Annotated in this window: 22 protein-coding genes; 12 read left to right on the forward strand and 10 right to left on the reverse strand. The window is 70.9% G+C overall.

Annotated features, from left to right (window positions below; translation table 11 throughout):
- The gene (locus tag ACZ7EG_RS25030; protein ID WP_471082962.1) at nt 1–693 is read right to left on the reverse strand and encodes a FadR/GntR family transcriptional regulator; all 693 of its coding nucleotides are present in this window, start codon (nt 691–693) and stop codon (nt 1–3) included.
- Nucleotides 694–763: 70 nt separating this feature from the next.
- On the opposite strand from ACZ7EG_RS25030, the gene ACZ7EG_RS25035 reads away from it, so the two are divergent.
- The 4 genes from ACZ7EG_RS25035 (at nt 764) to ACZ7EG_RS25050 (ending at nt 3,242) form a co-directional block, all read left to right on the forward strand.
- Nucleotides 764–2,101, forward strand: coding sequence for a CynX/NimT family MFS transporter (locus ACZ7EG_RS25035; protein WP_471082965.1), 1,338 nt, complete (start codon nt 764–766; stop codon nt 2,099–2,101).
- Between the two features lie 68 nt (nt 2,102–2,169).
- Complete coding sequence (locus ACZ7EG_RS25040; RefSeq protein WP_097215821.1) at nt 2,170–2,286, forward strand: SGM_5486 family transporter-associated protein; 117 nt, start codon at nt 2,170–2,172, stop codon at nt 2,284–2,286.
- A gap of 165 nt (nt 2,287–2,451) precedes the next feature.
- Nucleotides 2,452–2,658, forward strand: coding sequence for a hypothetical protein (locus tag ACZ7EG_RS25045; RefSeq protein ID WP_471082968.1), 207 nt, complete (start codon nt 2,452–2,454; stop codon nt 2,656–2,658).
- 65 nt (nt 2,659–2,723) lie between these two features.
- On the forward strand, nt 2,724–3,242 hold the full coding sequence (locus tag ACZ7EG_RS25050) for a SixA phosphatase family protein (protein WP_471082971.1): 519 nt from the start codon (nt 2,724–2,726) through the stop codon (nt 3,240–3,242).
- Between the two features lie 101 nt (nt 3,243–3,343).
- On the opposite strand, the gene serB is transcribed toward ACZ7EG_RS25050, so the two are convergent.
- Both serB and ACZ7EG_RS25060 read right to left on the reverse strand, forming a co-directional pair.
- Nucleotides 3,344–4,570 (reverse strand): phosphoserine phosphatase SerB, encoded by a 1,227-nt coding sequence (gene serB, locus ACZ7EG_RS25055; RefSeq protein ID WP_471082974.1) that lies wholly within the window; start codon nt 4,568–4,570, stop codon nt 3,344–3,346.
- Nucleotides 4,571–4,698: 128 nt separating this feature from the next.
- Nucleotides 4,699–6,729 carry a streptophobe family protein gene (locus ACZ7EG_RS25060; protein ID WP_471082977.1) on the reverse strand — a complete coding sequence of 677 codons (2,031 nt, stop codon included), beginning with the start codon at nt 6,727–6,729 and terminating at the stop codon, nt 4,699–4,701.
- Between the two features lie 241 nt (nt 6,730–6,970).
- Between ACZ7EG_RS25060 and ACZ7EG_RS25065 the strand changes: the two genes are divergently transcribed.
- Nucleotides 6,971–9,496 carry an ABC transporter ATP-binding protein/permease gene (locus ACZ7EG_RS25065; RefSeq protein WP_471082980.1) on the forward strand — a complete coding sequence of 842 codons (2,526 nt, stop codon included), beginning with the start codon at nt 6,971–6,973 and terminating at the stop codon, nt 9,494–9,496.
- Between the two features lie 95 nt (nt 9,497–9,591).
- On the opposite strand, the gene ACZ7EG_RS25070 is transcribed toward ACZ7EG_RS25065, so the two are convergent.
- The 3 genes from ACZ7EG_RS25070 to ACZ7EG_RS25080 form a co-directional block, all read right to left on the reverse strand.
- The gene (locus tag ACZ7EG_RS25070) at nt 9,592–10,320 is read right to left on the reverse strand and encodes a transglycosylase SLT domain-containing protein (protein WP_471082983.1); all 729 of its coding nucleotides are present in this window, start codon (nt 10,318–10,320) and stop codon (nt 9,592–9,594) included.
- A gap of 341 nt (nt 10,321–10,661) precedes the next feature.
- The gene (locus tag ACZ7EG_RS25075) at nt 10,662–11,705 is read right to left on the reverse strand and encodes an S-adenosylmethionine:tRNA ribosyltransferase-isomerase (protein ID WP_471082986.1); all 1,044 of its coding nucleotides are present in this window, start codon (nt 11,703–11,705) and stop codon (nt 10,662–10,664) included.
- Nucleotides 11,702–12,400 (reverse strand): SDR family NAD(P)-dependent oxidoreductase, encoded by a 699-nt coding sequence (locus ACZ7EG_RS25080; RefSeq protein ID WP_471082989.1) that lies wholly within the window; start codon nt 12,398–12,400, stop codon nt 11,702–11,704. The genes ACZ7EG_RS25075 and ACZ7EG_RS25080 overlap by 4 nt, the downstream gene beginning before the upstream one ends.
- 234 nt (nt 12,401–12,634) lie before the next feature.
- Here ACZ7EG_RS25080 and ACZ7EG_RS25085 point away from each other — a divergent pair, with 234 nt between their 5' ends.
- The 3 genes from ACZ7EG_RS25085 (at nt 12,635) to ACZ7EG_RS25095 (ending at nt 14,812) form a co-directional block, all read left to right on the forward strand.
- Nucleotides 12,635–13,780, forward strand: a complete 1,146-nt coding sequence (locus ACZ7EG_RS25085; RefSeq protein ID WP_471082992.1) for a GAF domain-containing sensor histidine kinase — start codon at nt 12,635–12,637, stop codon at nt 13,778–13,780.
- A complete protein-coding gene (locus ACZ7EG_RS25090; RefSeq protein ID WP_471082995.1) occupies nt 13,773–14,414 on the forward strand; it encodes a response regulator in 642 nt (213 codons plus the stop codon). Before ACZ7EG_RS25085 ends, ACZ7EG_RS25090 begins: the two co-directional genes overlap by 8 nt.
- A 155-nt stretch (nt 14,415–14,569) precedes the next feature.
- A complete protein-coding gene (locus ACZ7EG_RS25095) occupies nt 14,570–14,812 on the forward strand; it encodes a chaplin (RefSeq protein ID WP_471082998.1) in 243 nt (80 codons plus the stop codon).
- A 219-nt stretch (nt 14,813–15,031) separates the two neighbouring features.
- Here the strand turns inward: ACZ7EG_RS25095 and ACZ7EG_RS25100 are convergent, their stop codons facing one another.
- The gene (locus ACZ7EG_RS25100; RefSeq protein WP_471083001.1) at nt 15,032–15,817 is read right to left on the reverse strand and encodes a hypothetical protein; all 786 of its coding nucleotides are present in this window, start codon (nt 15,815–15,817) and stop codon (nt 15,032–15,034) included.
- A 161-nt stretch (nt 15,818–15,978) separates the two neighbouring features.
- Between ACZ7EG_RS25100 and ACZ7EG_RS25105 the strand changes: the two genes are divergently transcribed.
- The 3 genes from ACZ7EG_RS25105 to ACZ7EG_RS25115 all read left to right on the forward strand — a co-directional run bounded on the left by ACZ7EG_RS25105 (nt 15,979) and on the right by ACZ7EG_RS25115 (nt 18,396).
- Entirely contained in the window at nt 15,979–16,776 is a 798-nt protein-coding gene (locus ACZ7EG_RS25105; protein ID WP_351626261.1) for an ABC transporter ATP-binding protein, read from the forward strand.
- Between the two features lie 95 nt (nt 16,777–16,871).
- On the forward strand, nt 16,872–17,303 hold the full coding sequence (locus tag ACZ7EG_RS25110; RefSeq protein ID WP_471083004.1) for an NfeD family protein: 432 nt from the start codon (nt 16,872–16,874) through the stop codon (nt 17,301–17,303).
- Between the two features lie 133 nt (nt 17,304–17,436).
- Nucleotides 17,437–18,396: an SPFH domain-containing protein gene (locus ACZ7EG_RS25115; RefSeq protein ID WP_471083007.1), complete on the forward strand. Its 960-nt coding sequence runs from the start codon at nt 17,437–17,439 to the stop codon at nt 18,394–18,396.
- A 149-nt stretch (nt 18,397–18,545) separates the two neighbouring features.
- On the opposite strand, the gene ACZ7EG_RS25120 is transcribed toward ACZ7EG_RS25115, so the two are convergent.
- The 3 genes from ACZ7EG_RS25120 to ACZ7EG_RS25130 form a co-directional block, all read right to left on the reverse strand.
- Nucleotides 18,546–19,052: an HNH endonuclease gene (locus ACZ7EG_RS25120; RefSeq protein ID WP_471083009.1), complete on the reverse strand. Its 507-nt coding sequence runs from the start codon at nt 19,050–19,052 to the stop codon at nt 18,546–18,548.
- A gap of 205 nt (nt 19,053–19,257) precedes the next feature.
- A complete protein-coding gene (locus tag ACZ7EG_RS25125) occupies nt 19,258–19,797 on the reverse strand; it encodes a YbhB/YbcL family Raf kinase inhibitor-like protein (RefSeq protein WP_471083011.1) in 540 nt (179 codons plus the stop codon).
- Nucleotides 19,798–19,836: 39 nt separating this feature from the next.
- The gene (locus ACZ7EG_RS25130; protein ID WP_471083014.1) at nt 19,837–20,619 is read right to left on the reverse strand and encodes a sporulation protein; all 783 of its coding nucleotides are present in this window, start codon (nt 20,617–20,619) and stop codon (nt 19,837–19,839) included.
- A gap of 144 nt (nt 20,620–20,763) precedes the next feature.
- Here ACZ7EG_RS25130 and ACZ7EG_RS25135 point away from each other — a divergent pair, with 144 nt between their 5' ends.
- Nucleotides 20,764–21,405 (forward strand): DNA-3-methyladenine glycosylase, encoded by a 642-nt coding sequence (locus ACZ7EG_RS25135; RefSeq protein ID WP_471083017.1) that lies wholly within the window; start codon nt 20,764–20,766, stop codon nt 21,403–21,405.
- The last annotated feature ends 439 nt before the right edge of the window (nt 21,406–21,844 follow it).

Here is a 21,844-nt window from a genome sequence, read left to right on the forward strand (position 1 = left end):
TCAGTCACCGGCGGGGGAGCCGAGCCCGCCCGGGCGGCACAGGAACGGGTAGCGGGCGGCCTCCGCGGCGGCCGTGTCCGCCTCGCCCGCGCGGATGGCCTCCAGCAGCCGCCCGTGGTCCATGTACGTCTCCGGCGTCAGCCTCTCGCCGACGTCCTCGCGCAGCCAGTCCCGCAGCACCTCGCCCAGGTCCGCGTACATGGCCGTCATGACGTCGTTGTGGGAGGCCGACACGACGGCCAGGTGGAAGGTCGCGTCCGCGGTCACGAAGGCCTCCTTCTCACCCGACTCCCAGGCCTCCTCGCGCCGCCGCAGCAGTGCGTCGAGCTGCTTGAGGTCCTTCTCCGTACGCCGCTCGGCGGCCAGCCGGGCGGCGGCCGACTCCAGCGTGGAGCGCAACTCGGCGATATGCCGGGGGTCGGCCTCGGCGAAGCGCCGCTGCATCACGCCCGCCAGCTCGCTCGTCGCCACGACGTACGTGCCGGAACCCTGGCGGATGTCCAGCAGGCCGTTGTGCGACAGGGCGCGGACGGCCTCACGGACCGTGTTGCGGGCGACACCGAGCTGCTCGACCAGTTCCGGCTCGGTCGGGATCCGGGAGCCGACCGGCCACTCGCCCGAGGTGATCTGGGCCCGCAGTGCTGCGATGACCTGCTCGGACAGGGCCGAGCGACGGGGATGGCTCAGAGGCATGGCACACCTTCGCACGGCCGCGGCGCCCGGGGGCAGCCGGGGAGTGGACAGTCAATCATCCTATGATTCTATGATGGGTCTCATGCCTCGTGAGGAAACCCGGACGACGACACCCCCGACCGGCAGCGCGGCCGCGCGCGAGTCCGGGACACCGGGCGGCGTCTGCCCGCGCGCGTGGACGATGCGACTGCTCGTCGTCGGCATCGTGCTGTCCGCGCTGAACCTCCGTCCCGCCATCACCAGCCTCGGCGCCCTCCTCGAGGAGGTCCGCGACGGGCTCGGCATGAGCGGCAGCGTGGCCGGGCTGCTCACCTCGGTGCCGCCGCTGTGTTTCGCCGTCTTCGGCGTCATGGCCCCCCGGCTCGCCCGCCGCTTCGGCCCCGGCGCGGTGGTGTGCGCCGGCATGGCCGCCATCGCCACCGGCCTGCTGATACGCCCGTACGCGGGCGGCACGCCCGGCTTCCTGGCCGGGAGCGCCTTGGCCCTCATGGGCATCGCCGTCAGCAACGTCCTGATGCCGGTCATCGTCAAGCGCTGGTTCCCCGACCGCGTGGGCTCCATGACCGGCCTCTACTCGATGGCCCTCGCCCTCGGTACGGCCCTCGCGGCCGCGGTCACGGTGCCTGTGACCGACGCGCTCGGAGGTAGCTGGCAGACGGGCCTGGCCCTGTGGGCGGGGCTCGCCGTGGCGGCCGTCCTGCCGTGGCTGTTCTTCGCCCGGGGACACGTCACGCCGCCCGGGGTGGGGGAGAAGGCAGCGGAGACGCCGACGCAGGGCCCGGCTCCGGCCTCGACGGAGCACGCGCGCGTGCAGGCGCCCCGGCTGCGCATGGCACGGAGCCGGACCGCCTGGGCCCTGGCCGTCTTCTTCGGGCTCCAGGCCACCGCCGCCTACATCACCATGGGCTGGATGGCGCAGATCTTCCGGGACGCCGGTGTGCCCGCCGGCACCGCTGGGCTGTTGCTGGCGGTCACCATGGTGATGGGCGTGCCCCTCGCCTTCGTCATACCCCGCCTGGCCACCCGGCTGCCCCACCAGGGCCCGATCGTGCTCGCCCTGGGCCTGTGCGGCCTCGCCGGCTATGCCGGGCTGTACCTCGCGCCCGCAGCCGGGGCCTGGGCCTGGGCCCTGCTGCTCGGCGTCGCCAACTGCGCCTTCCCGCTCGCCCTGACCATGGTCGGCATGCGGGCCAGGACCGGCCCGGGCGTGGTCCAGCTGTCGGCGTTCGCACAGAGCACCGGCTACCTGATCTCCATCCCCGGACCGCTCCTGGTGGGCGTCCTGTACCAGCACAGCGGCGGCTGGGGCCTGCCGATCGCGCTGATGAGCGCCCTGATGATCCCGCAGATGGCCGTCGGTTTCCTGGCCGGCCGCGACCGCACGGTGGAGGACGAGGCGGCCCGCTGAGCCACGCCCCGTGGCAGCGGAGTCACCCCGGGGCATCCGGCATGCACGGGGGGTGGGACACTTTCCCCATGCCAGTGCTCGACCCGAATCCCCAGCACGGTCAGAAGAAGATGCTGCTCGTGTTCGGCGCCTTCTTCGCGATCTTCATCGTCATCGCCGTCATCGCGACCATCGCCTCGCCATGACGGGCGCTCGCGCGGCCCGTGGTGGGGGTAACCCCCCTGTCCCCTAGGGGGTGAGGGTCAGGGTCAAGTGGGTGGATCACCGGATGGGTCGGCAGCCGCCGGTTCCGTAGCTTCGAGTGTGTGACCGCGAGACGGTCACCGACCACTCGAAGAGCGGAGGCACCCATGTCGGCCCCTACGCACACCCGGCCCCACCCGGCGACCCGGGCCGGTGCCGCCGGCCGGCTGCCCTGGTGGGCTCTCGCCCTGCCCGTGCTCGCCTTCTCCGCGCTGCTCGCCCTGATCCTGAACCCGTCCGAGGCGCACGCGGCCACCGGTGAACCGGTGATCACCCACCTCTTCGAGCGTATCCAGCAGCTGACAGCCCGCTGATCACGGTCGAATCCGGTGGTCAACTCCCTGCGCCAGGTGGCGTGTTTCATGCGAAGCTGGATCTCATGAGCGTCGCAGAATCCCGCAGGATTGTCCTCTTCCGCCATGCGAAAGCCGACTGGCCACAGGTCACCGATCACGAGCGTCCCCTCGCCGACCGGGGCCGAATGGACGCGGCGGAGGCCGGGCGCAGGCTGACCGACACCGGTATCGCCTTCGACCTGGCGCTGTGCTCCACCGCGGTCCGGACCCGGGAGACATGGAAGCTCGCCGTCCAGGAGTTCCCGCAGCGGCCGAAAACCGTCTACGAGGAGCGGATCTACGATGCCTCGCCCGGCGAGCTGATCGCCCTGCTCAACGAGACCCCCGACGACGCGCAGAACGTCCTCATGGTCGGGCACAACCCGGGCATCCAGGGACTCGCCGACATCCTGGCGGGCTCGAGCGAGGACGACGCCAGGGAGCGCATGACCCGCCGTGGGTTCCCGGCCGCCGCCTTCGCCGTGCTGTCGTTCGGCGGCACGTGGAAGAGCCTGGAGCCGGGCGTGGCCACCCTGCGGGACTACTGGGCGCCGGCCGAGTGACGACCTCCGCGTGACCGTGTGACCGCGTGACAGAGGGGCCCGGCGCCGGTGCGGCGCCGGGCCCCTCCTGGTCGGACCGACGATGCCGCCGAGCGGGCGGATCAGACGATGTCGAGGGTGTCCGCCGCCTCGACCTCCTCACGCGTGATGCCCAGCAGGTACAGGACCGTGTCCAGGAAGGGGAAGTTCACCGCGGCGTGCGCGGCCTCACGCACCACCGGCTTGGCGTTGAAGGCCACACCGAGACCCGCCGCGTTCAGCATGTCCAGATCGTTGGCGCCATCACCGATCGCCACCGTCTGCGACAGCGGCACGCCCGCCTCCGCCGCGAACCGGCGCAGCAGCCGGGCCTTGCCCGCGCGGTCGACGATCTCGCCGGTGACCTTGCCCGTCAGCCTGCCGTCGACGATCTCCAAGGTGTTGGCGTGGGCGAAGTCCAGCCCGAGCCGCTCCTTCAGATCGTCCGTGACCTGGGTGAATCCACCCGACACCACACCGACTTGGTAGCCGAGCCGCTTCAGCGTACGGATCAGGGTGCGGGCGCCCGGAGTCAGCCGCACCTCGCTGCGCACCTTGTCCACGGCCGAGGCGTCCAGCCCCTCCAGCAGCGCCACGCGCGCGTGCAGGGACTGCTCGAAGTCCAGTTCCCCGCGCATCGCGGCCGCCGTCACCTCGGCGACCTTGTCCTCGCAGCCGGCGTGTGCGGCGAACAGCTCGATGACCTCGTCCTGGATGAGCGTCGAGTCGACGTCCATGACGACCAGTCGCTGTGCGCGCCGGTACAGACCGGCGGCGACGACCGCCACGTCGATACCGAGCCGCGCGGCATCGGTCACCAGGGCGGTGCGCAGCGGCTCGGTCTCCACGCCGGAGACAGCGAACTCGACGGCGGTCACGGGGTACTTGGCGAGCCGGAAGATACGGTCGATGTTGCCGCCGGTCTTCGTGATCCGCGCGGCGATCGCGGCCGTCGCCTCGGCGGTGAGCGGGTGCCCGAGCACGGTGACCAGGGAGCGGCCCAGGCCGCGCGGCCGGTTGTCACCGAGGCCGGAGATGATCTCCGCCTGCATCTTCATCGACTCGGCCCAGCTGTGGACGGTCGCCCGCAGATCTCCCTCGATGCCCGGGGGCGGCTCGGTCACGAGCGCGCAGAGCACCATCCGGCCACGGGTGACGACCTGCTCGATGTCGACGACGTCGACGGAGTAGGCGGCGAGGGTGTCGAAGAGGCCGGCGGTGATGCCGGGCCTGTCCTTGCCGAAGATCTTCACAAGGAGGGTGGGGACGTCGGCAGGGACGTCGGAAGACGAGGTCTGCGAAGCGCTCATGGTGGTTCCACCGTATCCGGCGTGCGACACCTGTCGCCCCCGAGGTCCGTCTGGCGGACAGCGAACACTGGATGTCGCGCGGGTGACGTGAATCCTGCGTAGCGGTGCGGTGTCCGGCTCTTCACCGGTCACCTCCCGCCCCGTGGTTTCCGCGGCGGTGGCGGTGGCGGCGGTGGAGGCGGGGGACCGTCGTCCGGCCGCGCGGGCGGCCCGTTCCCGTTCCGCGGCCCGGGCGACTGCCGCGGGCCACGCGGGGGCGGCCCGACCGGCCGTACGACGGTGGGGGCGCTGTAGACGTCGCCGGGGGCGGGCGGCCCGTCGTCCCGGGCTGCGTCGTACTCGGGACCGGGCGCGGCGTCGGAGGGCCGCTCCGTCCCGGAGGGCCGTTCCACCCCGGAGGGCCGTGCGTCCTCCGGCTCACGCAGCTCGTCCGGCACCCGGAGATAGGGGTTGGTGCCCGGATTGGGCGGCCGGTACGGCGTACCGGGTGCGTACGGCCCGGCCCTCCCACTGGCCTGCCCGGCCCCTGCTTGCCTGGCCTCTGCCTGCCCGGCCGCGGCCCGCCCGGTCCCTGCCTGACCGGCCGCGGCCTGCCCGGTCCCTGCCTGCCCGGTCCCTGCCTGCCTGGCCCCTGCCTGCCCGGCCGCGGCCCCGTGCCCGGCCTGCTCGGCGCCCAGCAACCCCGTCGCCCCGCCGGCTCCGGCCACCCCGTCCCCCCGAGCCGGCGCCGTAGCCCTGCGCCCCGCTGCCCCGCACCCCCACGCGAGCAACGCCCCGGACGCCCCGGCCCCCGCGCCCCACACGCCGCCCAGCAGCAGGGCCATGCCGAGGTGGCCGTGCAGTTCGATGCCCGCGCCGAAGGCGTCGAAGCCGAGCACGGACAGGGACGCGGTCACGGAGACGTCCGTGAGCCAGGCCAGCAGCGGCAGGGCGAGCGCGGTCGCGACACCCAGCCCCAGCGCGCAACGCCCCGCGAAACGAAGGGCGCCGTCCGCCGCCTCGACCGGTGTCCGCACCCCTGACAGCGCGCATCGCCCCGCGAAACGAAGGGCGCCGTCCGCTGCCCCGACCGGTGTCCGCACCCCTGACAGCACGCCTGCCAGCAGCATCGCCAGCGCTGCCGCCACCCCCAGCAGCCACACCCGCCCGTCCAGCTCGGCCAGCCGGCCCAGCGTCACCGACCGGTCGGACCCGGCGCCGAGCACATCGTCCAGGGGGTCGGGCAGGAACCGGATCAGTTCACCCGTCGCGCGGCCGTCCCACGGCACGAACAGGCCGAGCGGCACACCCAGCCACACCCCGTTCGGCGCCCCGAGCAGCGCCGCACCGGCGATGCGCCGGGGATGGTCGTCGCCGATCGCCGCGTACGCCGCCGCCGCACATCCCGCCGCCACCGCCACCAGCAACACGGTCACCAGCGCGGACACGGCCGGCCGCACGACCCGGTGCACCGCCTCCCAGCCCCGCGGCAACGGCGTACGGCGCGACGCCAGCAGGGCGACGAGGAGGATCCCGGCCGACCAGCCCAACCCGCCGAGCAGCGTCGGGGCGGTGTCGACCGTGAACCCGACCGCGGCCTGCGCGTCGACGAGATCGCCGAGCCGGTCCGGCAGCAACCCCCCGATGTCCCCGAGCCCCGGGACCTCCACGCTCCCGCTGCCGCCGGTGACGTCGTCCAGCCCCAGCGACCCCCCGTCGATCGTGATGACGTCGTGCCCAGCCCACGCCAGCCCGCCCAGCATCGCCACGAACAGCACCACCACCGACCCCGCCCGCGCGAGCAGTTCGGACGGTGCGATCACAACTCCCGCCCCCCGCAGGGACCGCAGGAAGAACCACGACAGCAGCACCGCCCCGACCAGGCTCACCCCCAGTGGCGTGATCTCGATGGCCGTGTCCGCCTCGGCGCCCGACAGGCCGAACACCGACACATCACCGGACGGCGTGACCGAACCACCCGCCCCGAGGGCCACCACCGCCGCGGTCATCGGTCCCAACGACCCCGCCGTGTCCGCCTGAAGCAGCCGCAGCCCCAGCGCCGCCGTCCCCGCCATCCCGATCAACGCCCAGCTCACGGCGGCCACGGCCGACATCAGCACGTCCCCCCACGGCACGCGCGCGCGACCCTTCGCCGTCTCCACCCCTGCGGCAGCACTCATGGCAGACCCCCCGATCCGCTGCGCGGCGGGAACACCACGCATGTCCCCCTCGCGTCGAAATACCACTCTCCGGCCCGGTTTCAACCCCGTCAACGGAATCGGCCGAAGCGTCCGAACGCGGTCTTCACAAGGCCCGACTTTCGGTCAGGCGGCCGCTCCTGAAATAGTTCCCCCCGATGTTCGACATCCCTAGACTCCCCATGTCGGGGGTAACTCGGGGGACAACTCAGTGGGGCATGGAGTGCCGGAACTCGTACTGGAATCAAACGGACGTACCTGGACGCTCGATCCGTCCAGGGCATACACCCTCGGACGTGATCCGCAGGGGGACGTCGTCTTCGACGACGCCAGGGTCTCCTGGCGTCACGCCACGGTCAGCTTCAACGGCCGCAGTTGGGTCATCGAGGACCACGGCAGCACCAACGGCACATTCGTGCAGGGCCAGCGCATCCATCAGATGGAGCTCGGCGCCGGCTCGGCCGTCAACCTGGGCAACGCGACCGACGGCCCGCGCCTGAACCTGTCCGGCGCCGCGGCCTCCGTCGCCACGCCGCAGGCCCAGCCCCAGCAGCAGCCGTACGCGGCGCAGGGCGCGAACCCCGGCTGGGCCCAGCAGGCCCCGGCCCAGCAGCCGCCGCAGCAGCAGGCCCCCCAGGCCGGCTGGCAGCAGCCGCAGCAGGCCGCGGCGCACATTCCGCAGCAGCAGGGTTCCGGCGGTGTCGCGGGGGCGCCGCCGGTCCACGGAGACCGCAGCCCGACCACGTTCCACCAGTTCTCCCTCGGCCGCGTGATGCGCATCGGCCGTGCCCTGGAGAACGAACTGGTCGTCTCCGACCTGCAGGTCTCCCGGCACCACGCCGAGTTCCACGCGACGCCCGACGGGCGCATGGAGATCCGCGACCTCGGCTCCCACAACGGCACGTACGTCAACGGCCAGCCGATCGCCAAGGGCGGCTCGCAACTGCTCGGCCCGGCCGATGTCGTCGGCGTCGGCCACTCGACGTTCCGCATCGTCGGCGACCGGCTCGAGGAGTTCGTCGACACCGGTGAGGTGTCCTTCTCCGCCCGCCACCTGACCGTCACGGTCGACGGCGGCAAGCAGATCCTCAAGGACGTCTCCTTCGGCGTCCCGGAGAAGTCGCTGATCGCGGTCATCGGCCCGTCCGGCTCCGGCAAGTCGACCCTGCTCAAGGCGCTCACCGGCTACCGCCCCGCCAACCAGGGCGAGGTGCTGTACGACAACCGGAACCTCTACAAGCAGTTCGCCGAGCTGCGCCAGCGCATCGGTCTGGTCCCGCAGGACGACATCCTGCACAAGGAGCTGACCGTGAAGAAGGCCCTCAAGTACGCGGCCAAGCTGCGCTTCCCGGCCGACACCACGGCCGCCGAGCGCGAGGCCCGCATCGACGAGGTGCTGCGCGAGCTCAAGCTCGACATCCACAAGGACAAGAAGGTCACGTCCCTGTCCGGTGGCCAGCGCAAGCGCGTCTCGGTCGCCCTGGAGCTGCTCACCAAGCCCTCGCTGATCTTCCTGGACGAGCCGACCTCCGGCCTCGACCCGGGCATGGACCGCGACGTCATGCAGCTGCTGCGGGGCCTCGCCGACGACGGCCGTACGGTCCTGGTCGTCACCCACTCGGTGGCCGAGCTGGCGATCTGCGACAAGCTGCTGGTGATGGCGCCGGGCGGTTCGGTCGCCTACTTCGGCCCGCCCGACGAGGCACTGAACTTCTTCGGCTACGACACCTGGGCCGATGTCTTCTCCGCCTTCGAGAACTACCGCGACTACGACTGGGCCGGCCGCTGGAAGGGCTCGCAGCATTACCAGATGTACGCCGCGGACATCGACGCCGTTGCGCCGCAGTCCGTACAGGTTCCGCCGATGCAGGCGATGAAGCCGCCGAAGCCGCAGGGCTGGATGTCCCAGTTCGTGACGCTTGTCCGGCGCTACGTCTCGGTGATCGCCTCCGACAAGGGCTTCCTGGCCCTGATGGTGATCCTGCCGGCCGTGCTCGGCGCGGTCAGTCTGCTCATCGACGCCGACCGGGGCCTGCTGCCGAACCCGGCCAACCCGCAGACCGGCCGGATCATCCCGAACGGCACGGCGACCACGGTCCTGCTGATCCTCGCGGTCGGCGCCTGCTTCGCCGGTGCGGCGAACTCGGTCCGAGAGCTGATCAAGGAACGGGTCATCTACGAGCGGGAGCGCGCGACCGGCCTCTCGCGCTCGGCGTACCTGATGTCCAAGGTGTTCGTGCTCGGCATGATCACCGTGCTCCAGGGCCTGCTGGTCGGCGTCATCGGCTTCTCCAGCCGGGAGATCCCCGAGGAGGGTCTGGTCTTCGGCAGCGCCACGCTGCTGGAGCTCTCCGTGCCGATCATGGCTCTGGGCTTCACGTCGATGATGTTCGGCCTGATCATCTCCTCGCTGGTGAAGACCGCCGAGAAGACCATGCCGCTGCTGGTGATGTTCGCGATCATCCAGGTCGTCTTCACCGGCTGCCTGTTCGCGCTGCACGGCTCGATCGGCGTCAACCAGTTCTCGTTCCTGATGCCGTCGCGCTGGGCGGTCGCCGCCTCCGGCGCCACGCTGGACTTCAACAAGATCAGCCCGCCGGAGACGGCCGGCGACACCGACCCGCTGTGGGAGCACACGGCCGGGGCCTGGGCCATGGACATGGGCGCCCTCCTCGTCCTCGGCGTGATCTGCGGCTTCTTCGTGGCCCGCTTCCTGCGTCGCCACGAGCCCGAGGTCATGCGCAAGTAGTCGTCGCCGTACGACACCACGCCCGAAGGGCGGCACCCCGTCAGGAGGGTGCCGCCCTTCGGCGTTCGTACAGCGAGCAGAGTCCCGCGCCGGCCTCAGTACGCGCTGTCGACGTTGTCCATCGAGCCGTACTTGTCGGCCGCGTAGTTGCAGGCGGCGGTGATGTTGGCTACCGGGTCGTAGATGTCCCAGGAGGTGCCGGGGACGTGCCAGTGCTTGAAGGTCGGCGGGATGACCTGCAGCAGACCCTTCGACGGGATGCCGTTGATGGCGTTGATGTCCCAGTTGTTGATCGCCTTCGGGTTACCCGAGGACTCCCGGATGATGTTGCGCTTGATGCCGTCGTAGGAGCCCGGGATCCCGTGCTTCTTCATGACGTCGAGCGACTCGCGGATCCAGCCGTCGAGGTTGTTCGGGTAGACCTTCTTGGCGGCCTTCTTGGCCTCGGCGCGCTTGGCGGCGCGGCTCGCGGCCTCCTTCGCCTCGCGCGCGGCCTCGGCCTTCTTCTTCGCGGCCTCGGCGGCGGCCTTCTTCTTGGCGGCGGCCGCGGCGTCGGCCTTCTTCTTCGCCGCGATCTGCTCGGCCTTCAGGCTGGCGCCGGCCATCTGGTCCGTGACGCTCGCCTTGACGTCCTTGATCTGCTGGGTGCTGTACGCCACCGCAGCCGGCTGAGCGGCCTCGGTCGTGGTCTTGGTCGAGGCGCCGCTCGGCACCGCGGAGACTCCGATGGCGACGGCGCCGAGGGTGGCGACACCGGCCATGGCGATCTTGTGGTGACGGGTCAGGCTACGACTCTGAACACGGCTGAAGATGTTCTTGGGCATGCTGCGTGGACCTCTTCGAATAGCGCGGGAGTCGCTCGGCGTCCGGCGTTGGACTCGGTGTGTTTCCGACACGAACGCCGCGGAGGTGAACCCACGGCGCTGAGCGACGTCAGCAATTCTTAGCGGCCGCAAAATGGCGTGGCAAAGGTGTGACGTACGAAAGGAGATAGTGGATCAGGGAGGGGCAAATCGGGGCAGACTGGACCGTCTGCGCCGCTCAAAAGGTGGGGCTTTGTCTCCTACGCACTTTCGTACGTGACCTGGGTCCTATGCGAGGGCTCACATCCCCCCTAGATCAGTCTCACGGCACGTTGCACAAGCGATGCTCTGTGTGAGGCCTTTCAGGGCAGTACGAGGTGCACGTCCCCGAACTCGTGCCACAGATAGCGCCCTTGCAGCGCGGCCTCGTATCCCCGCTCGATCGCCACCCGCCCCGCGACCGCCTCCAGCAGCAGCAGATGCGAGGCCTCCGGCTCGTGCAGCCCGGTCAGCAGCCCCTCCACCACCCGCACGCCGCGCTCCGGCGTGACGACGAGGTCCGTCCACCCCGCACACGCGCGCACGGCCCCGTCGGCGCCCGCCGCCGACTCCACCGCCCGCACCGCGGTCGTCCCCACCGCCACGACCCGGCCCCCACCGGCCCTCGCGGCGTTGATCAGCCGCGCGGACGCCTCGGGCACCGCGAACCGCTCCGGACAGGGCGGCTCGTGCGCCTCCGCCGAGGCCACCCCCGTATGCAGGATGACCGGCGCGAACTGCACCCCCCGGCTCACCAGCTCCGCCACCATCCGCGCCGTGAAGGGCCGCGCCGCGCTCGGCATCTCCGCGCTGCCCGTCCCGTCCGCCGACGGCAGCGCGAACACCGTCTGATAGGCGGACAACGGCTGGTCCCGCTCCGTATAGGAGTAGCGAATGGGCCGCCCGTGGGCCCGGAGCAGCCCGGGCACCCCCGGCCCCGACACCCGCGCCCACCACAGCCGCTCACTCCGCACGCTCAGCGGCTCCTCCAGAACCAGGCGTACGCCCTTCGGCAGGCACACCTCCCTCCCCACGGGCCCACCCGCGAGCGCGCGCGTGGTGCCCCGCCCGTCGGGCTCCCGCAGTTCCACCGCCCAGCGGCCGTCGTCCCCGGGGAAGGAGAAATGCACCACCACGCGCGTGTGCCCGGTCCACCCGTCCACGGCCGCCGCCAGCGTGGCCGAGGTGTTGACCACCAGCAGGTCCCCGGCCCGCAGCAGCCGCGGCAACTCCGTGAACGTGTGATGCGCCACCTCGGCACCCCGCGACACCAGCATCCGTACGGCGTCCCGTTCCAGCCCCGGGCCCCGCTGCTCGACCGGCACCCGCGCCGACAGCTCCTCCGGTACCCGCACCGTCAATGTCATCGGGCCTCGTCCAGCAGTGCCGGAGCCCCGTAGCGCCCGCTCGCCGGACGCTCGTCCAGCAGCCGCAGGAACGCCGGCACCACCGCCGCCGGCTCGGGCCGCGGCTCCGGGTCGTCCGGTACGGCCGCCGCGTACAGGTCCGTGGCCATGTCCCCGGGATCCACCGCCCAGACCCGCAGCCCCGGCTCCTCCACGGCCAGCACGGCCATCAGATGGTCCAGGGCCGCCTTGGACGCCCCGTAACCGCCCCAGGTCTCGTACGCCTCGGCGGCCGCGTCCGAGCTGACCGCGACGACGGCGCTCGCCCGCGCCGCTCGCAGCAGCGGCAGCGCCTCCTGCACCAGGCCCAGCCCCGCGACCAGGTTCACCTCCAGCGCCCGGCGCAGCCCCTCGAGGGGCAGCTCCGCCAGCCCGACCAGCGGCTCGGCACCCAGCGCGCTCGCGTTGTGCACCAGCAGGTCGACGCCGCCCAGCCGCCAGGCCGCCGCCACCAGCTCCGCCCGGTGAGCGGCGTCCGCGACGTCCCCGGGCAGGGCGGTCACCCGCGTGCCGTGCGCGGAGACGGCTCCGGCGGCGTCCGCCAGTGCCTCGGCCCCCCTGGCGTCGAGCACCAGATCCCAGCCCCGCCCGGCCAGGGCCTCGGCCAGGGCACGGCCCAGGCCCTTCGAGGCCCCGGTGATGATCGCAACCGACATGATCAGCTCCTCTTCGTGATCGCGTGCCCTCAACCTAGGAACGGGGCAGCCCGGACCGCCTCGGACGCGGGCCGCACTCCACCGGGTCCCTTCGCCCTACGCCACGGGCCCGGCGTCCTGGGACCCAGGCCTCGGCGTCCGGCCTCTCGGTCCCGCGACCTAGGCCCACCGACCGGGCGCCCCGCCGCCACCGGTCCGATCCGCGGTGTCACAGCCCGCCGGTACCGTGAGGTCATGAGACACGGCCCCCCGTCCGGCCTGGCCGCGGTGAGTTCCGCGTTGCTGGCCATGAGCAGGCACCTCGAGGTGCGCGACGTCCTGAAGACGATCGTCGCCTCGGCCCGCGAGCTGCTCGACGCCCAGTACGCCGCACTGGGCGTCCCGGACGACCACGGCGGCTTCGCCCAGTTCGTGGTCGACGGCGTCAGCGAGGAGCAGTGGAAGGCCATCGGCCCCCTCCCGCGCCAGCACGGCATCCTCGCCGCGATGCTGCACGAGGCCAGGTCCGAGCGCCTCGTGGACGTCCGCAAGGACCCCCGCTTCGAGGGCTGGCCGAAGGCCCACCCGGACCTGGTCGACTTCCTGGGCCTGCCCATCCGTGACGGTGACGAGGTCATCGGAGCGCTGTTCCTGGCCAACAAGAACTGTGAGCGGCCCGAAGGCGGCTGCGGCTTCACCGAGGACGACGAGGAACTGCTCGGCATCCTCGCCCAGCACGCCGCGATCGCCCTCACCAACGCCCGCCTCTACGAACGCAGCCGTGAACTCACCATCGCCGAGGAGCGCTCCCGCCTCGCCCACGAACTGCACGACGCGGTCAGCCAGAAGCTGTTCTCCCTGCGCCTGACCGCCCAGGCCGCGGCCCGCCTGGTGGACCGCGACCCCTCCCGCGCCAAGGGCGAACTCCAGCAGGTGGCCGTTCTGGCCGCCGAGGCCGCCGACGAGCTGCGCGCCGCGGTCGTCGAGTTGCGCCCCGCCGCCCTCGACGAGGACGGCCTCGTGGCGACCCTCCGCACGCAGATCCAGGTCCTCGACCGGGCCCACAGCGCCCGCGTCACCTTCGCCGGTCACGGGGTGAAGGCCCTGCCCGCCTCCCAGGAGGAAGCCCTCCTGCGCGTGGCACAGGAAGCCCTGCACAACGCCCTTCGCCACTCCGGTGCCGGCCACGTCGACGTGACCCTGGACCGGCACGGCAGCGGAGCCGTCCTGCGGATCACGGACGACGGCAGCGGCTTCGACCCGAGCGCGGTCCGCCGCGCGGGACGCCACCTCGGCCTGGTCTCGATGAGGGACCGGGCGAGCGGTGCCGGCGGCACGTTGACCGTGGAATCGGCGCCCGGCAAGGGCACCGTGATCGAGATGGAGGTCCCCGGTGGCTGACGCAATCAGGGTGCTGCTCGTCGACGACCACCAGGTAGTCCGCCGGGGCCTGCGCACCTTCCTCGAAGTGCAGGACGACATCGAGGTCGTCGGCGAGGCGGCGGACGGCGCCGAAGGAGTGGACCGCGCCGAGGAGCTGAAGCCCGACGTCATCCTCATGGACGTCAAGATGCCGGGCATGGACGGCGTCGACGCCCTGCGCAGACTCCGCGAGCTGGACAACCCCGCCCGCGTGCTGGTCGTCACCAGCTTCACCGAACAGCGCACGGTGGTCCCGGCCCTGCGCGCGGGTGCCGCCGGGTACGTGTACAAGGACGTCGACCCCGACGCCCTCGCCGGAGCCATCCGCTCGGTCCACGCCGGGCACATCCTCCTCCAGCCGGAGGTCGCCGGCGCGCTGCTGGCGCAGGAGGTGACCAACGCGGGCACCCCACGGGCCGGTTCGCTCACCGAGCGGGAGCGCGAGGTCCTCGGCCTCATAGCGGACGGCCGTTCCAACCGGGAGATCGCCCGCGCGCTGGTCCTGTCCGAGAAGACGGTCAAGACCCACGTCTCCAACATCCTGATGAAACTCGACCTGTCCGACCGAACGCAGGCCGCGCTGTGGGCCGTTCGCCATGGGGTGACCGGCTGACACGCTCACCCCGAGCCACACGGAAGGTTGCGTTCCGGACCGAGATTCATACTGTCGTGGGAACGTCCCTCGGATGGCGCAACCTCGATGGATCTCCTCCGTTCTCCAGTGCGTGCCGCGGCGCCTGCCGCGGCGATCGCTAGGAGGGCTCAGAAGTGAAGAACCTGAAGAAGGCAGCGGCCGTGACGATGGTGACGGGTGGCCTGCTGGCCGCCGGCGCGGGCATGGCCTCCGCCACCAGCGCGCACGCCGACGGCCAGGCCATCGGCTCCCCGGGTGTCGGCTCGGGCAACGTCGTCCAGGCCCCGGTGCACGTCCCGGTCAACGTGTCCGGCAACAGCGTGAACGTCGTGGGCATCCTGAACCCGGCCTTCGGCAACCTCGCCGTCAACCACTGACGCCCCACCTCCGTCTCCGAGCCGGAGGTGACACCGGCCTCCCGGTCCTGCCCGGGAGGCCGGTCAGGCTTTGGTGTGTCTGGGCGTGCGCCGGTCTCGTCGGTCCGCGGGCATGCGTGCCGCCTGGGGCGGCACGGGTGGGCGCGGCGGCTCCCCGCATCGCCGGGCTGCCCCACGCCCTACCTCAGCGCCAACGCCGAGCAGTGGCACAACCGACGGTCACCGCACCCCCCGCTCCCGCTCCTCCACAACGGAGTTGTACGCCGCGACCTGCGCCCGCCGAGCCGTCCGCTCCACCGGCCGCAACGCCTCCCGCCGCGCGGAGATCTCGGACGAACTCACCGCACCCCCGTGCCCACTCTCCGTCGCCACGGCGATCAGCGTCCCCACCCGCTGCGCCAGCTCCAGCACCCGGACCGCCCGCGGCGGGTACCCCGGTGCCAGCACCTCCCGCCCCCGCTCGGCCCGCGCCCGGTACGCATCGATCGCCGCCTCCGCCACCGGCCCCGACCCGGCCACATCAAGCCGGGTCAACGCCTCGGTGGCCTCCCGCAGCGCCTCCGCCAGTTCCCGCTCCGCCTCACTCAGCGACGGCACGTCCGCGGGCGGCGCCTCCCGTACGGGCAGCACATGCCACACCACCTCGACCTGCACACCCTTTGGACCGGCCTCGTACACGTCCGGCACCAAGCCGTAGGCGGCCCCCTGACACACCACCGCCTCCTCGGCCTCCAGCGCCCGCGCGTTGAACTCCGGCGGCCCGCTCAGCCCCAGCGGATGCCCCGGCGCGGGCAACGCCACCCGCAGCCCACCCACCCCGAGCGTCCGCAACCGCCCGAGCGCGAGTGTCAGCCCGACCTGCCCCGACTCACCCGGCAGCCCCTCCACCCGGTGCACCGCGTCCGCGCCGACGATGGCGAGAACGGCGTCGTCCGGCGAGACAAGTCCGGCCAAAAGGGCATTTCCCCAAGCTGCGAGACGTCCAGCACGTGGTTCCGAGAGCATGCCTCCACCCTAGGACCCTCCAAGGACCGGACCGAGGGAATGTCCCGGCCGACCGGTGGCGTAGATTTCATGGAGGGCTGCGCCCACCGGCGCGGCGGACCGAGCCACAGGCTTACGCGACAGCCGAGACCGGCCACACTGCAAGGGGAGACAACGCGCTCATGAGCGATGTTCTGGAGCTTCAGGACGTATCCGTGGTCCGTGAGGGCCGGGCTCTGGTGGACCAGGTCTCCTGGTCGGTCAAGGAGGGCGAGCGCTGGGTCATCCTCGGCCCGAACGGCGCCGGCAAGACCACCCTCCTCAACCTCGCTTCCACCTACCTCTTCCCCAGCTCGGGCACCGCCGCCATCCTCGGCGAGACCCTCGGCCGGCCCGGCACCGACGTCTTCGAGCTGCGCCCCCGCATCGGCATGGCCGGCATCGCCATGACCGAGAAGCTTCCCAAGCGCCAGACGGTCCTGGAGACGGTCCTGACCGCCGCGTACGGCATGACCGCCACGTGGCACGAGGACTACGAGGAGATCGACGAGCAGCGCGCCCGCGCCTTCCTCGACCGCCTCGGCATGAGCGAGTACCTGGACCGCAGGTTCGGCACGCTCTCCGAGGGCGAGCGCAAGCGCACCCTGATCGCCCGCGCCCTGATGACCGACCCCGAGCTCCTCCTCCTCGACGAGCCCGCCGCCGGCCTCGACCTCGGCGGCCGCGAGGACCTCGTCCGCCGCCTCGGCCGTCTCGCTCTCGACCCGATCGCCCCCTCGATGCTCATGGTCACCCACCACGTCGAGGAGATCCCCCCGGGCTTCACCCACGTCCTCATGATCCGCCAGGGCAAGGTCCTCGCCGCCGGCCCGCTGGAGCTCGAACTCACCTCCCGCAACCTCTCCCTCTGCTTCGGCCTCCCGCTCGTCGTCGAACAGTCGGGCGAGCGCTGGACCGCCCAGGGCCTCCCGCTCTCCTGACGCGGCACCCCACCCCGCAATTGCCGGGGTAAGAACGGGATTTCACACCACGGGCGCCCTGTCGTCGACAGGGCCCGCGGACCTACCATGACCACGTGGACATCGACGCATGGCTGTGGTGGCTGATCGGCGCGGCAGCGCTCGGCATCGCGCTCGTGGTGACCGCGATGCCCGAACTGGGCATGCTGGCGGTGGGCGCCATCGCCGCGGCGGTGGTCACCGGCGTCTTCGGCGGCGAAGCCGTCGCCCAGGTCGTGGTCTTCGCCGTCATCTCGACCGCGGGCATCGCCGTCGTACGGCCCATCGCGAACCGGCACCGCGCTCAGCGACCCCAACTCGCCACCGGCGTGGACGCGTTGAAGGGCAGACAAGCCGTCGTCCTGGAACGCGTCGACGGCTCCGGCGGCCGGATCAAACTCGCCGGCGAGGTCTGGTCGGCCCGCGCTCTCGACACCGGCCACGCTTACGAAGTGGGCCAGGAAGTGGATGTCGTGGACATCGAAGGAGCCACCGCGATCGTCATGTGACCCCGCAGGACGTAACTGGAGTGGAACTCCTCGCCAGCTACGCGACGGTCTGTCAGACTCGACCAGCAAGATCTTCGACAACCATAAGATCTGCCGAAGACGCCGAAGCGGAGAAGGGACACGGGGAACGACGATGGAACCGGTCATCATCGTCCTGATCATTCTGGTGGTGTTGGTCTTCATCGCCCTGATCAAGACGATCCAAGTCATCCCACAGGCCAGCGCGGCCATCGTCGAGCGCTTCGGGCGCTACACGCGGACACTCAACGCGGGCCTCAACATCGTCGTCCCGTTCATCGACACCATCCGCAACCGCATCGACCTGCGCGAACAGGTCGTGCCCTTCCCGCCGCAGCCGGTGATCACCCAGGACAACCTGGTCGTGAACATCGACACCGTCATCTACTACCAGGTCACCGACGCCCGGGCCGCGACCTACGAAGTCGCCAGCTACATCCAGGCGATCGAGCAGCTGACCGTCACCACCCTCCGCAACATCATCGGCGGCATGGACCTGGAGCGGACCCTCACCTCCCGCGAGGAGATCAACGCCGCCCTGCGCGGCGTCCTCGACGAGGCCACCGGCAAGTGGGGCATCCGCGTCAACCGCGTCGAACTCAAGGCGATCGAACCGCCCACCTCCATCCAGGACTCGATGGAGAAGCAGATGCGCGCCGACCGCGACAAGCGCGCCGCGATCCTCCAGGCCGAAGGTGTCCGGCAGTCCGAGATCCTGCGCGCCGAAGGTGAGAAGCAGTCCCAGATCCTGCGCGCCGAGGGTGAGGCCAAGGCCGCCGCCCTGCGCGCCGAGGGCGAGGCCCAGGCCGTCCGCACGGTCTTCGAAGCCATCCACGCCGGCGACCCGGACCAGAAGCTCCTGTCCTACCAGTACCTCCAGATGCTCCCCAAGATCGCCGAGGGCGACGCCAACAAGCTCTGGATCGTCCCCAGCGAAATCGGCGACGCCCTGAAGGGTCTCTCCGGCGCCATGGGCAACTTCGGCGGCATCGGCGGCGGTTCCGGCGGCAACGGCGGCACGTCCGGCGCAGCCGTACCGGCTCAGGAACGCCGCGAAAAGCCGTCGATCGACTGACGGCACCCCCAACGCAACGTTCCCCGCGACCCCCTTCTATTCAGGGGCGCGGGGAACTGCGCGAACAACCACTCAGGGACGCGGGGAACTGCGCGAACAACCACACTCAACCCGCGGCCGACGACCCACCAAGGCCCCGCGGCGACTGGTCACGCAGCGTCCAGTGCCAGCCACTCCGGCAGCGCGGCGAAGTCGTCCTGTGTCAGAGCCAACAGCATCGCGTCAGCCGGCGTCGGCTCGAACGGCTCCCGGAGCAGCGGCATACCCGCCTCGACAGGAGTCCGATTCGCCTTCCGGTGATTGTCCTCCGCACACGAGGCCACCGTGTTCAGCCACGTGTCCTGACCCCCCTGCGAACGCGGCACCACGTGGTCCACGGTCGTCGCCCGCCTCCCGCAGTACGCGCACCGGTGCCGGTCCCTGACCAGCACACCCCGCCTCGACCACGGCGCTCGTCTTCGGAACGGCACCCGCACGTACTGGCAGAGCCTGATCACACGGGGCGCCGGTATGTCGACCGCGGCTCCCCGCATCCGCAGTTCGGGGTGGGCCTGCTCGACGACGGCCTTGTCCTGAAGCACCAGAACGACGGCTCGGTTCAACGTCACCGTCGACAGCGGCTCGAAGCTCGCGTTCAGTACCAGCGTGTCCCGCATACCAGCCCACCTCCCGTGCACCGGCCCACCCCCTGGCGGGCTGGGATCAACTCTGGCCGGGCACGCCGAGATGGACAACGCAATATCTGCTGCTCCGCGGGGGTGACCCCCGCGACCCCCGGCAACAAAAATGCCCGCTCCTGATCAATTCCAAGACCAGGAGCGGGCAAACGTTCCATGAACGCCGGGATTCCAGGCGACTTGCTCAGCCCTCGGCGGGCACCTCGTACTCACCGATCAGCTGGGCCCGCCCGATCGTGTGGAACCGCAGGTTGAAGCCCACGGCGGCAGGCGACGCGTCCGCGTCCGGACCGAGCTTCTCCTCATCCACGGCGTAGACCGTGAACACATAACGGTGCGGACCGTCCCCCGGAGGCGGCGCGGCCCCGCCGAACTCCCTGTCGCCGTAGTCGTTGCGCGCGTGGACCGCGCCCTCCGGCAGACCCTCGAACGTGCCGCCGCCCGCGCCCGCCGGCAGCTCGGTCACCGACGCCGGGATGTCGAACAGCACCCAGTGCCAGAAGCCGCTGCCCGTCGGAGCGTCGGGGTCGTAGCAGGTCACGGCGAAGCTCTTGGTCTCGGGCGGGAAGCCCTCCCACCGCAGCTGCGGCGAGGTGTTGCCGACCGCGTGGACCTGGGCGTCCTGGAGCGTCGCACCTTCCTCGATGTCCTTGCTCGTCACCGTGAACGACGCGACGGGCGGATGGAAGTCGTGGGGGAGCGGCCGCCGCTTGAGCTCGGTCACCTCGGTACCTCCTGATCGTTTCGTGCAGTAGCCCCGAGCCTAGAACCAGTTGCGCTTGCTGCCGACCTCGGACAGCCACTGGTTCAGGTACGCGGTCCAGTCCGTCCCCTGGTAGTCGTTCAGGCCCACCTGGAACGACCGGAAGGTGTCGCTGCCCTCGCTGAAGAGCCCCGGCTTCTTGTCCATCTCGAGCACCACGTCCATGGCCTGCTCGTCGGCCACGAAGCTCAGCTCGACCTGGTTCAGCCCGCGGTACTGCTGCGGCGGGTAGAACTCGATCTCCTGGTAGAACGGCAGCTTCTGCCGCGTACCCCGGATCACACCCCGCTCCATGTCCGCGTTCTTGAACCGGAAGCCCAGCTGGATGAACGCGTCGAGGATCGCCTTCTGCGCCGGCAGCGGGTGCACGTTGACGGGGTCCAGGTCACCGGAGTCCACCGCACGCGCGATCTCCAGCTCGGTCGACACCCCGATGTTCATGCCGCGCAGGGCCTGACCGTCGATCATCGTGATCGGCGTCTCCCACGGGATCTCGAGACCGAACTGCACGGCGTGCACCGCGCCCGCCTGCAGCTCGAACGCGCCGCCCAGCCGCGACTTCGTGAACTCGATGTCCTGCTTGTACTCCTGGTCGCCGCTCTCGACCTCGACCTTGGCCTGCAGCCCGACCGAGAGCCCCTCGATCTGCTGGTTGACGGAGCCGCCCTGGATCCGCACCTCACCCTGGACGACACCGCCCGGGACGACGTTGACCTCGTGCAGCACCGTCTCGACCGAAGCCCCGCCGGCCCCCAGGCTCGCGAGCAGCTTCTTGAACGCCATGTCTCTCCCTCTCGCCCACAACGGGTGGATCCTTGATCCGTACAAACGCGATCCGGCCGTGGCCGGTTCCATGCCCCAGCCTGGCAAGGCCGGTGCCCGACGGCCACCCCGCGGCACCACTCATCTCCAGTACCCTCGGACGGCATGATCGCGACCCCTGACCGTACGCCCCTGTCCAGGGAGTTCTTCGACCGACCCGTCCTCGATGTCGCCCCCGACCTCCTCGGCCGCATCCTGGTACGCAGCACCCCGGACGGTCCGATCGCCCTCCGCCTCACCGAGGTCGAGGCCTACGACGGTGCCGACGATCCCGGCTCCCACGCCTATCGCGGCCGTACGGCCCGCAACGAAGTGATGTTCGGCCCGCCCGGACACGTGTACGTCTACTTCACCTACGGCATGTGGTTCTGCATGAACCTGGTCTGCGGCCCGGAGGGAAAGGCGAGTGCGGTCCTGCTCCGCGCCGGCGAGATCATCGAAGGCGCCGAACTGGCCCGCACCCGTCGCCTCTCGGCCCGCAACGACAAGGAACTGGCCAAAGGACCGGCCCGTCTGGCCACCGCCCTGAACGTGGACCGCTCCCTGGACGGCACGGACGCGTGCACCTCGGACGACACCCCGCTCCGCATGCTGACCGGCACGCCCGTGCCCTCCGAGCAGGTACTCAACGGACCCCGCACCGGCGTCGCCGGCGACGGGGCCGTCCACCCCTGGCGTTTCTGGGTCGCCAACGACCCGACGGTGAGCCCGTATCGTGCCCATACGCCGAGGCGCCGCCGAAGTTGACGCGCCCTGCCGAGGTGCGTAATGTAGCCCGAGCCGTTGAACCGGGTATGGCGATCGCCAGGAGCCGGAAGCGGCCAAACCAACTACCTAGCGACTCCCCTCAGCAGGGGCGAATTCGGCGTGCCCGCATGCCTGAATTCGGCGCCGACAGACTCGATTATGAGTTGGACGGGGAATCGGCTAACGTAGTGAATGTCGAAAGGCCGACGAGCGAAAGCCCGGGGTCAAACGGCAAATCCCGCCGACAGGGAATCGGATCGAAAAGGATCTGATAGAGTCGGAAACGCAAGACCGAAGGGAAGCGCCCGGAGGAAAGCCCGAGAGGGTGAGTACAAAGGAAGCGGCCGTTCCTTGAGAACTCAACAGCGTGCCAAAAGTCAACGCCAGATATGTTGATACCCCGTCCATCGGACAACCGATGGTCGAGGTTCCTTTGAAA

The organism is Streptomyces sp. NPDC037100, from assembly GCF_055606225.1.